The sequence below is a fragment of the uncultured Flavobacterium sp. genome, from assembly GCF_951805225.1.
Lineage (GTDB): Bacteria > Bacteroidota > Bacteroidia > Flavobacteriales > Flavobacteriaceae > Flavobacterium.
Genome location: NZ_OX638201.1, coordinates 4,242,918 through 4,257,425 on the forward strand (window position 1 = coordinate 4,242,918; position 14,508 = coordinate 4,257,425).

General features: G+C 33.6%; 11 protein-coding genes. 8 read left to right on the plus strand and 3 right to left on the minus strand.

Annotation, left to right across the window (positions count from 1 at the left end; all coding sequences use genetic code 11):
• The first annotated feature begins 12 nt into the window (after positions 1-12).
• From WN975_RS17795 to WN975_RS17805, 3 genes are all read left to right on the plus strand, one after another.
• Positions 13-783: a tetratricopeptide repeat protein gene (locus WN975_RS17795; RefSeq protein ID WP_337967663.1), complete on the plus strand. Its 771-nt coding sequence runs from the start codon at positions 13-15 to the stop codon at positions 781-783.
• 104 nt (positions 784-887) lie between these two features.
• On the plus strand, positions 888-2,642 hold the full coding sequence (locus WN975_RS17800; protein WP_337967664.1) for a BatD family protein: 1,755 nt from the start codon (positions 888-890) through the stop codon (positions 2,640-2,642).
• 58 nt (positions 2,643-2,700) lie between these two features.
• Positions 2,701-3,447 (plus strand): tetratricopeptide repeat protein, encoded by a 747-nt coding sequence (locus WN975_RS17805; protein WP_337967665.1) that lies wholly within the window; start codon positions 2,701-2,703, stop codon positions 3,445-3,447.
• Positions 3,448-3,529: 82 nt separating this feature from the next.
• On the opposite strand, the gene WN975_RS17810 is transcribed toward WN975_RS17805, so the two are convergent.
• The 3 genes from WN975_RS17810 to WN975_RS17820 all read right to left on the minus strand — a co-directional run bounded on the left by WN975_RS17810 (position 3,530) and on the right by WN975_RS17820 (position 6,918).
• Positions 3,530-5,071 (minus strand): VWA domain-containing protein, encoded by a 1,542-nt coding sequence (locus tag WN975_RS17810; RefSeq protein ID WP_338140822.1) that lies wholly within the window; start codon positions 5,069-5,071, stop codon positions 3,530-3,532.
• 310 nt (positions 5,072-5,381) lie between these two features.
• Positions 5,382-5,951 carry a 5-formyltetrahydrofolate cyclo-ligase gene (locus tag WN975_RS17815; RefSeq protein ID WP_337967666.1) on the minus strand — a complete coding sequence of 190 codons (570 nt, stop codon included), beginning with the start codon at positions 5,949-5,951 and terminating at the stop codon, positions 5,382-5,384.
• Positions 5,938-6,918, minus strand: a complete 981-nt coding sequence (locus tag WN975_RS17820; RefSeq protein WP_099709844.1) for a succinylglutamate desuccinylase/aspartoacylase family protein — start codon at positions 6,916-6,918, stop codon at positions 5,938-5,940. Before WN975_RS17820 ends, WN975_RS17815 begins: the two co-directional genes overlap by 14 nt.
• A gap of 136 nt (positions 6,919-7,054) precedes the next feature.
• Between WN975_RS17820 and uvrC the strand changes: the two genes are divergently transcribed.
• The 5 genes from uvrC to hppD all read left to right on the plus strand — a co-directional run bounded on the left by uvrC (position 7,055) and on the right by hppD (position 14,501).
• Entirely contained in the window at positions 7,055-8,848 is a 1,794-nt protein-coding gene (uvrC, locus tag WN975_RS17825; protein ID WP_337967667.1) for an excinuclease ABC subunit UvrC, read from the plus strand.
• 5 nt (positions 8,849-8,853) lie between these two features.
• A complete protein-coding gene (locus tag WN975_RS17830; protein ID WP_337967668.1) occupies positions 8,854-11,211 on the plus strand; it encodes a patatin-like phospholipase family protein in 2,358 nt (785 codons plus the stop codon).
• Between the two features lie 317 nt (positions 11,212-11,528).
• The gene (locus WN975_RS17835) at positions 11,529-12,686 is read left to right on the plus strand and encodes a homogentisate 1,2-dioxygenase (protein WP_099709846.1); all 1,158 of its coding nucleotides are present in this window, start codon (positions 11,529-11,531) and stop codon (positions 12,684-12,686) included.
• A 201-nt stretch (positions 12,687-12,887) separates the two neighbouring features.
• Positions 12,888-13,247, plus strand: a complete 360-nt coding sequence (locus tag WN975_RS17840) for a four helix bundle protein (protein ID WP_337967669.1) — start codon at positions 12,888-12,890, stop codon at positions 13,245-13,247.
• Between the two features lie 93 nt (positions 13,248-13,340).
• Positions 13,341-14,501, plus strand: a complete 1,161-nt coding sequence (hppD, locus tag WN975_RS17845; protein ID WP_099709847.1) for a 4-hydroxyphenylpyruvate dioxygenase — start codon at positions 13,341-13,343, stop codon at positions 14,499-14,501.
• Positions 14,502-14,508 lie beyond the last annotated feature (7 nt).

Consider the following 14,508-nt stretch of genomic DNA (forward strand, 5'->3'; position numbering starts at 1 on the left):
AAAAAAATTAGAATGAAAAATTTACTTCTTTATATTTTACTAACGTTTTCTTTGGCGGTTTCGGCTCAGGAAAAAGATAAAACATTGCCTGATGCCAATGATGAATATAAGCAGAATAAATTTGTTGATGCTGAAGCAAACTATAGAATTTCAGAATCAAAATTTCCAAAACGTGCCGCTGCTCCTTATAATTTAGGAAATACTATCTATAAACAAAATCAGGTTTCGGAAGCTAAGTTTGCTTACGCGAAAGCAATAAAAAATGCTAAAACAAGACCTGAAAAACATAAAGCATTTCACAATTTAGGAAATGTCTTCATGAAAGAGAAAGATTATACGCAAGCGGTTGAAGCTTACAAAGAAGCATTACGTAACGATCCAACAGATGATGAAACTCGTTACAACTATGCTTTGGCAAAACAAAAGCTAAAAGAAAATCCTCCTAAAAACGATAAGAACAAAGACAAAAATAAAGATAAGGACAAGGATAAAAACAAAGACAAGGACAAAGACAAGGATAAAAATAAAGATAAAGACAAGGATAAGGACAAAAAAGACGACAAGGGCGATAAAGACAAAGATAAAAAAGATGGTAAAAACGATCCTAAGAAAGATGATAAGTCAGACAATAAAGGAGAGCCAAAACCACAGCCTGGAGGAATTTCTAAAGAACGAGTTCAGAATTTATTAGATGCTGTAAACAACGAAGAGAAGAAAATTCAGGATAAAGTAAACGCTCAAAAAGTAAAAGGTTCTCCTAAAAAAACAGAAAAAGACTGGTAAAAACATCGTTTAATCGTTTATTTGTTTAACCGTTAATTTGACTACGAGTAAACAATAAAAAAAACGATTAAACAGTTAAACTAAAACAACGATTAAACAATTTAATGAAAAGATATTTAATTCTATTCCTATTCACTTTTCAAGGGCTTTTGGCTCAAGTTCAATTTGAAGCCAGAGTAAGCAAAAACACGCTCGGACTGAACGAAAGATTCCGCATTGACTTTATGATGAATGTTGATGGAGACAACTTTGATCAGCCTTCATTTGAAGGTTTTAGAATCGTTGGTGGTCCAAGTCAACAAGTAAGTCAGTCTTGGGTAAACGGAAGAAGTTCTTTTCAAAAAATATATTCCTATATTCTACAGCCTGAGAAAAAGGGAACTTTTTACATCAAACAGGCTGCAATTGAATACAACGGTCAGATTTACAAAACAGCACCTATAAAAATTGTTGTTACAAATGCCGTTGCACAAGAAAGAGATCCTAATGATAGCGGCAGACCTCAGGGAACTTCTACCGGAGATGAAATGCTTAATCTTGTTGCCGAAATCTCTAAAACGAATCCTTATTTGAATGAGCCAATTACAGTGGTTTACAAACTGTATTTCAATTATATCAATGTTACCGGTTTTAAAGAATTGGCTAAGCCAAAATACAACGACTTCTGGAATCAGAATATTGACATCAAGCAATTGGCCGTTGAGCAAGGAACTTATCAGGGTCAAAGATGTTATTATGTAATCTTAAAGAAAACCATTTTATATCCTCAAAAATCAGGCAGACTTACTATTGAACCACTTTCGTTGGATATTGGCGTTCAATTGCCTTCGAATCGTCGTGATATGTTTGGTCAGATGATTGTAACTGATGGAAATAAAGTTGTTTCTGCCGGAGCAAAAACGATCAATGTAAGACCTCTTCCAGAAGCTACTAAACCGGAAGGTTTTGGCGGAGCGGTTGGTAAATTTGATTTTACGGTAACGCCTTCTAAAACAACATTAAAAAGCGGAGAAAGTCTTGATTTGATTGTTAGCGCTTCAGGAAACGGAAACATGAAATTGTTTACTTTGCCAAAACCTGTCGTTCCTAATGCATTAGAAATGTACGATCCTGTTCATGACGAAAAAGTGACAACTTCACTATCCGGAATGTCTGGGAAAATCACTGATAAATACACCATTGTTCCACAATACAAAGGGAAATATGCGATCAAACCAATGCAGTTTTCTTATTTTGATTTAAATACAGGTTCTTATAAAACTATAACGTCACCAGAAATCATGGTTGATGTTCTGGACGGACCAATGCAGGCTGAAGCAAATGCAACAGCGGCTAAAAATGTGATTTCGAAAACAGAACAATTCAAATATATCAAGTCTAAAACAACATTAACGGCAATTGCAAGAAATGATTTTTATGGTTCTGATTTGTATTACGCTTTATTGTTTTTACCGTTTGTAATTATACCAATTATTGTTCTGGCTAAGAAAAGAAAAGAAGCAATTGATGGTGACGTTACCGGAAACCGTATTAGAATGAACAACAAACTGGCGAAGAGATATTTATCTGAAGCTAAGAAACAACTCAACAACAAAGAGCCATTTTATATTGCTCTTGAAAAAGCAATGCATAATTTCCTGAAAGCAAAATTGCATATTGAAACCTCAGAAATGAGTAAAGACAATATTCGCGAATTGTTGCTTTCCCGAAATTCAAATCCTGAAACGGTTCAAAATTTCATTAATTTGACAGAAAACTGTGAGTTTGCACGTTATGCTCCGGCATCAAGCGCTTCGATTCAACAGGATTATGACAAAGCTGTTTTGATTATCTCAGAACTGGAAAAACAAATCGTTTAAATTATTAGAATCAAACCGGACAGGTTTTAAAAACCAGTCGGGTTTAACAAAGAATAAAATGAAACATATCGTATATCTTTTTTTATTAATCACGCAGGTTTTCTTTGCTCAAAGCAGCTTTGAAAAAGGAAATGCATTGTACCAAAAAGGACAATATCAGCAAGCTGTAGATGTTTATGAAAGTGTTATTAAAGAAGACAAACAACAATCTGCTGAATTGTATTTTAACCTGGCAAACAGTTATTATAAATTAAATAAAGTAGCACCTTCGATTTATAATTATGAGAAAGCTTTGGTTCTAAAACCTCATGATCCGGAGACTTTAAACAATTTAAAATTTGCCAAAAAACTAACAATCGACGAAATTAAAGAAGTTCCAAAAGTAGGTTTTGCAAAACTGATTCAGAACTTTACAGGTATTTTTGATTATAATACGTGGGCAAAAATCGCTGTTGGATTTGGATTCTTGTTTCTACTGGCATTTATTGGATATTACTTTTCAGAACTTACACTTACAAAAAGAATTTATTTCATTGGAATGTTTATTCTTTTGGTTGCTTTATTATTGAGTGTTTTTGCCGGAATGTCTGAGAAAAATCATTTTGACAACGATCGCCCTGCAATTGTTTTTTCAGAATTAAGCGAAGTTAGAAGCGAACCTCAAAAAGCGGGCGCAGCTATTTTCTTGTTGCACGAAGGATCAAAAGTCTACGTTACCGAAACCCTTGGAAAATGGAAAAAAATCGAATTAACTGACGGAACTGAAGGTTGGATCGATGGAACAACAATTAAAGAAGTAAAATAAAAAATCATAAAATTTCAAGCATAAAAAATCCCAAATTCCAATTATATATTGGAATTTGGGATTTTCTGTTTTTAGTTTTTCTCTAATTTACGGCATCAACCAATCTAATGAATTCGGCTTTATAACCGTCTTCGTCGTTTGATAAACCAGATTTAGCTAATCTTTTTATATCCGAAGTAGAACTGTTTGCTATAAATTTTGAATCTCTCAATTTTAATCCAAACCAGGCAACTGCGGTTGTAAATTTAAAGTCGGAAGAACTTTCGTCTAAAGCTACTTTTTTGGTTCCGATTGTACTTACCATTTCGATACTTTTATCGCCATCAGGTTTTTTATATCTAAATTTAATCGTCGCCAATTCATTACCATTCCCAGAATCATTTTGACTTACTTTTATGTATTTTAAATCTGAAGGAACATAATCGCTTTCAACGCCTGTTGGAATAATTTCGTATAAAGCCGTAACAGTATGACCGCTTCCTAATTCTCCGGCATCGATTTTATCATTTTTAAAATCCTCCGCATTTAATTTTCTGTTTTCATATCCAATTAATCGGTAAGCCTGAACGTGCTTCGGATTAAATTCGATTTGAATCTTCACATCTTTAGCAATGGCAAACATCGAACCTTTGAATTCTTTCCCAAGAAAACGATTAGCTTCCTGAATATTATCTATATAAGCATAATTCCCGTTTCCTTTGTCGGCAAGAATTTCCATTTTACTGTCTTTGTAATTTCCCATTCCATATCCTAAAACAGTTAAGAAAACACCTGATTTTCTTTTCTCTTCGATTAGTTTTTCCATTTCCACATCAGAAGATGCTCCAACATTAAAATCTCCATCTGTTGCGATAACAACACGGTTATTTCCTTCTTTTATAAAGTTTTCCTGAGCAAGTTTATAAGCAAGTTCAATTCCTTCTCCTCCAGCTGTACTTCCGCCAGCGCTTAAATTATCAAAAGCTGCTAAAATCTCCTCTTTTTCATCGCCCGAAGTCGGTTCTAAAACAACACCGGCAGAACCGGCATAAACTACTATCGAAACTTTATCCTGTGGACGAAGTTCTTTTACCAAAATCTTCATCGATTCTTTTAATAACGGAAGTTTATTAGATTCATCCATGGAACCCGAAACATCAATTAGAAAAACAAGATTTGAAGCGGGCAAATTAGTCATTGGAATATTTTTTCCTTGTAAGCCAATTTTCAATAATTGACAGTTTTTATTCCACGGACTATCACTTAATTCCGTGTTAATCGAAAACGGATGTTGTCCTTCTGGCTGTGGATAATTGTATTTGAAGAAATTCATCATTTCCTCGACACGAACAGCATCTTTAGGAACCTTTTGTCCTTCGTTAATAAATCGGCGAATATTGGTATATGATGCATTGTCAACATCAATAGAAAAAGTAGAAAGTGGTGATTTTTGTGGAGACTCAAAAGGGTTTTCTTCAAGTCCGGCGTAACTTTCAGTATTGGGATCTGAAATATTTTCTTCTGGAAGTTCATCGGTCGAAACAACTGTCATATCCATTGTCTCTACAGCTGCGGCATCTTCTTTTTTACAACTAACTAAAATAAGTAAAAGGAATGCCATCAAATAAAAAGCTTTATTTTTCATTTAAAATAAATTTTAGAAATTAGTGAATGATTTACTCTCAAATAACGACCAGCATTCCGGATGTACTAGTGAAGATTATCTGCGATTTTCGCCAATCCAAATTTGGTGCCAAGAATTTTCTTAAATTTTGGCTAATGAAAAAATAAAGTTTTCTAAAATAAAAAAGTGCGCATTTTTAAAGGCTTTATCAAATGATAAAATTTTATTTGAGACGCATATTTTTTTCTAAACCATATAAGTGATATAAGTTCATTTTAGACTAAACACGCGAATAGCTTAAATTTACTTATATCACTTATATGGTTAAAAATTAAAAAGTATATGTTTTTTGAGGTGTAATACAATAATTCAGTTTTACATCAGATTCAAAAATATCTTCGATTTGTTCTTCGGATTCAAAAAAGGAAAGTCCAATTTTAATGGTTTCAGGTTTGCATTCTGCTAGAAATTTATCATAAAAACCTTTTCCGTAACCAACTCTGTTTCCCAAAATATCAAAAGCCAAAAGCGGAACAAAAACTACATCGATAGTTTCTGATGGAACTGGCAAACCATTTACAGGTTCGGGAATATTGTATTCGTTTTTCTTGATTTTAGTATTATCCGTCAATAAAAAATGAGACATTCCGCGGGTTTCAAAATCACTTTTAGAAACCACAATTTCTTTATCTTTTCCGGATAATAAATGTAAAATGTATTCGGTATTTACTTCTTTTTGTTCTTCGATAGGAAGAAAAACATGATAATAGGTTTTATCCCAAATAGGCAAAGTGATTAAATTATTGGCTATAGCCAAACTTTTTTCTTCGATATCATTTTCAGAAAGTTGTTTTCGAAGATTTTTATAGTGTAGTCGTAATTCTTTTTTATTCGTCGGCATTATCGAGGCTATTTTTAGACATATGATAAATCGCATCACCTTCGTACACAATTGGCGAATGATTAGCGTTGATCACAAATCCGTCGTGAGGTGCTTTTACTTTTTGTTCAAATTTACCAAACGGATCTGTTATAATTGCCAAAATAGTTCCTTTGGTCACAAAACGTCCAATTCTATTATAATCATGCAATAAACCGGAACATTTTGCACGCAGCCAAACCGAGTTTTTAATATATATCGAAGGATCTTCTGCTTCTTCAACGATATGTTTTGGGTCAAGCATTTTTAGATAATTCAATAAACGCTTCACTCCCATCACGCCTTCATTTGCAACTAAATCATTAATATCTAATGATTTTCCGCCTTCAAAAAGAAGCATTTTTACGTTTGCTTTTTCGCAGGTATTTCTAAAAGAGCCACCAATATTTTTAGAATAAAGTGTAAACGGCGCATTAAAAACATCTGCCAGAAGTTTCAATTCGGGATTATTCTCTGTTATTCTTATTTGTGGCGCATTAAATCGGCTTGCTCCTCCGGCATGAAAATCGACAGCATAATCTATAATTGGTAAAACCTGCGCAACAATATGATAGGCAAATCTACTTGCCAAAGATCCTTTTTTACTTCCGGGAAAAACACGATTTAAATCTCTTCCGTCAGGAAACTCACGTGATTTATTGACAAAACCGTACATATTGATAATCGGAATACAAATAATAGTTCCTCTTGCCGGACGATTAATTTTTTTGCTGATGATCTGTCTGACGATTTCGACTCCGTTAATTTCGTCTCCATGAATTCCGGCGGAGAATAAAACTACCGGACCTTCAATTTTTGAACGGCGTACAATAACCGGAATATTAAGTTTTGTAGTGGTATGCAAACGAGCAATTTCGACGTTTATCGTTTTGCTTTCTCCGGGCAAAATGGCTTCGTCAAAAATAACCAGGGGCGTATTATTTTTCATATGGAATTATAAAATCTAAATATAGAAATTATTCTTTGGATTTCGTAAATTTGAAACTAAATCAATGTTAAGCTTTTTACAGAAATCGGAATGGTTTTTGAAAACGCTTTTCAGTTATCTTCAGAAACAAAACAGAATGCAAAAACCGTCCTTAGATCTTCAAATCCAAACCTTGCCGGACAATCCCGGCGTGTATCAATATTATGATAAAGACGGGAAGATCTTATATGTTGGAAAAGCCAAAAATCTTAAAAAAAGAGTTTCCTCTTATTTCAATAAAATCCACGATACTGCCAAAACGAATGTTCTGGTAAAAAAAATTGTGACCATAAAACACATCGTCGTTCCTACCGAAACCGATGCGCTTTTATTAGAAAACAATTTAATCAAAACTTTACAGCCGCGTTATAATGTATTGTTGCGTGATGACAAAAGTTACCCTTGGATTTGTATCAAAAGAGAACCTTTTTCGAGAATATTTTCGACCCGAAGAATGGTCAAAGATGGTTCTGAATATTTTGGACCTTACACAAGTTTCAAAACCGTACATACAATTTTAGATCTAATCAAAGAGTTGTATCCGTTGCGAACTTGTAATTACGATTTAAGTAAATCAAATATAGATTCAGGAAAGTTCAAAGTTTGTCTGGAATATCATATTGGCAATTGCAAAGGTCCATGCGAAGGCTTTGAATCTCTGGAAGATTATCAAAAACAAGTCGATGCGATTCGCGAAATTCTGAAAGGAAATTTCAAAGAAAGCATGAAAGACTTCAAGCGTTTAATGACACAATATGCGCAGAATTTACAATTTGAAGAAGCACAAAAAATCAAAGAAAAAATTGAAGTTCTTGAAAATTATCAATCAAGATCTACGATTGTAAATCCGAAAATCACCAATATTGATGTTTTCTCGATTGTTTCTGATGAAAGTGCGGCTTATGTAAACTTCCTGCAAATATCACACGGATCGATTATTCGTTCGCATACTTTAGAAATGAAGAAAAAACTGGACGAAACTGACGAAGAACTTTTAGAACTGGCAATTATAGAACTTCGCGAGCGTTTTCAGTTATTATCAAAAGAAATTATTGTTCCGTTTGAAATTGATTTGGGCGAAAACATCAAAACAACCGTTCCTCAACTGGGAGACAAAAAACAGATTTTAGATTTATCGATTCGAAATGCTAAGTTTTACCGAATCGAACAACTGAAACAATTGCAAATTGTAGATCCTGATCGACACACGAATCGAATCATGGCTCAAATGCAAAAAGATTTACGTTTACATGTTGAACCGCGACATATCGAATGTTTTGATAACTCGAATATTCAGGGAACAAATCCGGTTGCGGCTTGCGTGGTTTTTAAAGATGGAAAAGCAAGTAAAAAAGATTATCGCCATTTTAATGTAAAAACGGTCGAAGGTCCGGACGATTTTGCTTCGATGACCGAAATTGTATATCGCCGTTACAAAAGATTATTAGACGAAAATCAACCTCTTCCGCAATTGATTATTATTGATGGTGGAAAAGGTCAATTATCTGCTGCTTTAAAAAGTATCGATGAATTGGGTTTACGCGGAAAAATTGCCATTATCGGAATTGCAAAACGACTCGAAGAACTTTTTTATCCCGGAGATTCCATTCCATTATATTTGGATAAAAAATCAGAAACATTAAAAGTAATTCAGCAACTGCGAAATGAAGCGCACCGTTTTGGAATCACTTTTCATAGAGACAAACGTAGCAAAGCTGCGCTGAATTCGTCTGTAGAAAGCATTCCCGGAATTGGAGAAAAAACCATGCTAACGTTAATACAACATTTCAAAAGTGTTAAAAGATTGAAACTAGCATCAGAAAAAGAAATTTCGGATGTAATTGGAGTATCAAAAGCCAAAAAAATTGTCGACTTTTACAAAACCAACTAGCTATTATGCGCCTAATCCAGCTGTTCATTACAAATACTCGGTCAAAACGATTTTTTTCTACTCCAATAAAAGGAGCTTCTAAAGTCGCTCTTTTTTTGCAGGAAAAAATATCGTTTTGTCACTCGCCATTTTCCATTTCCATCTGGGGCGTGACAGCCGTTTTTTCAGCGCTTTTATTATTCAGTACACAAAATACTTTTTCACAAGATAAAAAACAAGACAGCATTAAAAGACCAAAAATTGGTTTGGTTTTAAGTGGCGGAGGCGCAAAAGGATTTGCACATATTGGCGTTCTGAAAGTTCTGGAAGAAGCCGGAATCAAAATCGATTATATTGGCGGAACCAGTATGGGATCTGTCATTGGCGGGCTTTATGCTTCTGGTTATAATGCTTCACAAATTGATTCTATTTTTAAAAAAACCAATTTCGACGAATTAATAAACGATTATATTCCGCGTTCGTCTAAAAACTTTTACGGTAAAAAAAATGATGAATTGTATGCAATCGTTTTGCCGTTTAGTAATTTTAAAGTTGGAATTCCCGAAGCACTTTCAAAAGGAATGTACAATTATAATTTACTGAGTAGTTTAACTAGAAATGTGCGTCATGTTCGCGATTTCAATAAACTCCCAACTCCGTTTTTATGCATTGGAACCAATATCGAAACCGGCGAAGAAGTTTTACTGAACAAAGGAAATCTGGTTCAGGCAATGATGGCGAGTGCGGCATTTCCGTCGTTATTTACTCCCGTCGAAATTGATGGAAACTTATTAGTTGATGGAGGCGTTGTCAACAATTATCCTATAAAAGAAGTGCGCAATCTTGGCGCTGATATAATTATTGGTGTTGATGTTCAGGACGATTTAATGAATCGTAAAAATCTTAAAAATGCTACCCGAATTTTGGTTCAAATTACCAATCTACAATCGATTGATAAAATGAAAAGCAAAATAAAAGACACTGATATTTACATCAAACCGGACATTCGGGATTATGGAGTAATCTCTTTTGACAAAGGCGAGGAAATCATCCGAAAAGGTGAAGAAGCTGCTTTTGCCGTTTATGAAAAAATTAAATCATTGGTCAATGAAGATAATTTCTACAAAAAACCAAAGCTAAAACTTAGCTCAGATACTCTTGAAATTAATAAAATAAACAGTGATAAATTAGACAATTATACCAAAGAATACATCAATGGTAAATTGCGTTTCAAACCCGGAAGTACCATAACTTATGACGATTTAAAAGCGGGAATCAATAATATTAATGCAACTCAAAACTTTAGCACGATTTCATATTGCCTTCAACCGGACGGTAATAATGACGATCTTGATCTTGTATTAAAAGAAAATCCAACGCAAACATTTTTAAAACTTGGATTGCATTATGATGGTCTTTACAAAAGTGGAATTCTACTGAATCTTACGCATAAAAAAACATTCTTAAAAAATGATATTACTTCGCTTGACATTATTTTAGGTGATAATTTTAGATATGATTTGAATTATTATGTCGAAAATGGTTTTAATATCAGCTTTGGATTCCGATCTCGATTGAATCAGTTTAACCGAAATGTTACAACAAGTATTAGCAATTTAACCGGAGCAAATCCTAACGTTAATCTAATAAATGTTGACTTTCTGGATTTGACGAATCAGGCGTATTTTCAAACCATTTTTGTGCAAAAGTTTTTAATGGGCGGAGGTGTCGAATACAAATATTTGAAGATAAACTCTCCTACTCTTTCCAATGCAGAAAACATTATTGATAAGAGTAATTATTTTAGCGTATTTGGATATTTAAAATATGATTCTTTCGATAAAAAAACCTTTCCGCATTCGGGATTGTATTTCTCTACGGATTTACAAACCTATTTAGCATCATCAGATTATACCAAAAACTTCAAACCTTTTTCGATCGCAAAAGCCGAAATTGCTTTTGCAAGAACTTTATTCAGAAGAGCTACGATAAAAATTGGTGCAGATGCCGGATTTAATATTGGCAGTGACAGCGTACCTTTCTTCGATTTTATATTGGGTGGTTACGGTTACAACAAAATCAATAATTTCAATTATTTCTACGGATATGATTTCTTAAGTATTGCAGGAAACAGTTTTATAAAAACCGATATTACTTTAGATTATGAAATTTTTAAAAAGAATCACGTTAACCTTTCGGCAAATTTTGCCAACTTAGGCGATGATATTTTCACTACGGTAGATTGGGTTTCAATGCCCAAATATTCAGGTTATGCTGTAGGTTACGGATTAGAAACTATTATTGGCCCAATCGAAGTTAAGCAATCGTGGTCTCCGGAACTTTCAAAAAGTTTTACATGGTTTAGTATCGGGTTTTCATTTTAATACTCTATTAACTAATAGTGCAATAAAAATCTACTATTTTTATACTCTGTAAAATTTATATCAAAAAAAATTGAAATATGTTAGGTTTATAAATGATATAATTTATAATTTTACTCAATAAAAATTACGACATTTGTTATAATGAAAACAAAATGGACAGGTTTATTAGAATATCTTCAATTCCTCATCAAGAGAAATCCTGAGTGAAGCTATCGAATTGAGATGATTAGGCAATTTTAAGAATTGAACTAATTATCTGTTCACACAATTCAAATTTTTCGAATTATCTAATTTACAAATTATCTAATAGAAAAGCCATGCCATTATATCATAAACTTGGAGATTTCCCTCAAAAAAGACACACCCAATTCGAAAAACCAAACGGAGGTTTCTACTACGAACAATTATTTGGAACCGAAGGTTTTCACGGACATTCGTCACTTTCTTATCATGTTCACAGACCAACGCAGGTTAAAGAAATTTTAAACTCTTATTCGGTTGAACCAAAAATTGCAATCGGAAAAAATATAAAATCATTACTCTTTAAAGGTTTTGAATTAAAACCTGAAAATGATTTTCTGGACAGCCGCAAACCAATGTTAGTCAACAAAGACTGCATTATAGGATTGGCAGCTCCAAAAGAATCTCTTAGAAATTATTTCTACAAAAATGCCGATGCCGATGAAATGCTTTTCATCCATAAAGGAAAAGGAAAATTAAGAACCATGCTTGGGAACATTCCATTTGAATATGGTGATTATTTAATTATTCCACGAGGCATTATTTACCAAATAGAATTTGAAACCGAGGAAAATCGTCTTTTCTACGTCGAATCTTATTCTCCTTTTTATACTCCAAAACGTTATAAAAACCAATCTGGACAACATTTAGAACATTCGCCATTTTGCGAACGTGATTTTATTTTGCCAAACGAATTGGAAACACATGACGAAAAAGGTGATTTTTTAATTAAAATCAAAAAAGAAGGAATGATTCACGAAGTCGTTTATGCCACACATCCTTTTGACGTTGTGGGTTGGGACGGTTACAATTTTCCATACGGATTTTCGATTCATAATTTCGAACCAATAACGGGACGTGTTCACCAACCGCCTCCGGTACATCAAACTTTCGAAACGGCAACTTTTGTCGTTTGTTCATTCTGCCCTAGACTTTACGATTATCACCCGAAAGCAATTCCGGCGCCATACAATCACAGCAATATAGATTCTGACGAAGTACTATATTATGTTGATGGCGATTTTATGAGTCGTAACAATATAGAGCAAGGTCACATCACTTTACACCCAAAAGGAATTCCGCATGGTCCAGCGCCAGGCGCAATGGAACGCAGTATTGGTCATAAAGAAACTCATGAATTAGCCGTTATGGTTGATACTTTCCGCCCATTAATGGTAACGGAAGAAGCAATGGGACTTGACGATGGTCAGTATTATAAGTCTTGGACTGAGTAATTAGTCAATGTGCCAATTTGATAATTAGATAATTTTTTAATTAGAAAATGTGGCAATTAGATAATTAGAAAATGCTCTTGAAACCGCATAAATTATTTAATGTGCCTTTTTATAATGACATTTCATTTATTAATTTGTAAATTTAAACCTACAATATAATAATTATCTCATTATCAAATTTTCTAATTATCACATTATAAAATGACTTTCAACGAAAAATATAAAGACAACGCTCTTTTAATAAAAACATTCAATTTCGCATTAAACATAATTGATTACACCAGCGAACTTCAGGCACAAAAGAAATTCGTAATCGCTAATCAGTTATTAAAAAGTGGAACTTCAATTGGAGCAAACTCAAAAGAATCACAAAACGCAGAAAGTAAAGCAGATTTTATTCATAAATTAAAAATTGCAATTAAAGAAGCAGACGAAACAGAATATTGGTTGTTTTTATGCGATGCACATAGCGAATATCCAAAGTGCATTCGTTTATTAAATGATCTCTCAGAAATTTTAAAAATTTTAAATAAAATAATATCAACATCTAAGAGGAATTAGAAAATTAGAAAATGTGTCAATTAGAAAATTATTTTTAATTATAAGCATTTCAAAAATTATCTTATTTTCTCATTATCAAATTATCTAATTATCATGAGCAAAGAAGTAAAATCAGTAGAATACGGATTAGAAAAAATCTTTGAAGGAGCGCAAGATTTCCTTCCATTATTAGGAACAGATTATGTAGAATTCTATGTAGGAAATGCAAAACAATCTGCACATTATTACAAAACAGCTTTCGGATATCAGTCATTAGCTTACGCCGGATTAGAAACCGGAGTAAAAGACAAAGCATCTTATGTTTTGAAACAAGATAAAATCAGAATCGTTTTAACTACGCCATTAACACAAGATTCTCCAATTCATGCACATCTTCAAAAACATGGAGACGGTGTAAAAGTTGCTGCACTTTGGGTTGAAGACGCCAGAAGCGCTTACGAAGAAACTATGAAACGTGGCGCACGTTCGTTCATGGAACCAACTGTAGAATCAGATGAATTTGGAGAAGTAGTTCGTTCCGGAATTTACACTTACGGAGAAACTGTTCATATTTTTGTAGAAAGAAAAAACTATAACGGAGTTTTCCTTCCAGGTTACAAAGAATGGAAATCAGATTACAATCCAGCACCAACAGGATTAAAATATATTGATCACATGGTTGGAAATGTGGGTTGGAACGAAATGAATACTTGGGTAAAATTCTACGAAGAAGTTATGGGATTTGTAAATTTCCTATCATTCGATGACAAACAAATCAACACTGAATATTCGGCTTTGATGAGCAAAGTAATGTCAAACGGAAACGGAAGAATTAAATTCCCAATCAACGAACCAGCTGAGGGAAAGAAAAAATCACAAATCGAGGAATATTTAGATTTCTACGGTGGACCTGGAATTCAGCATATTGCTATTGCAACAGACGATATTATCAAAACAGTTTCTGACTTAAAATCTCGTGGAGTTGAGTTTTTATCTGCTCCGCCTCACACTTATTACCAAGCGATCCCAGAAAGATTAGGTGTTCACATGGATATGATGAAAGAAGATTTGAACGAAATTGAGAAACTTGCTATCATGGTCGATGCAGACGAAGATGGATATTTATTACAGATATTTACTAAGCCAGTTCAGGACAGACCAACGCTATTTTTCGAAATTATTCAACGAATGGGAGCAAAAGGATTCGGCGCAGGGAACTTTAAAGCCCTTTTTGAGTCGATTGAGAGAGAGCAAGAATTGAGAGGAACATTGTAAAAACGCA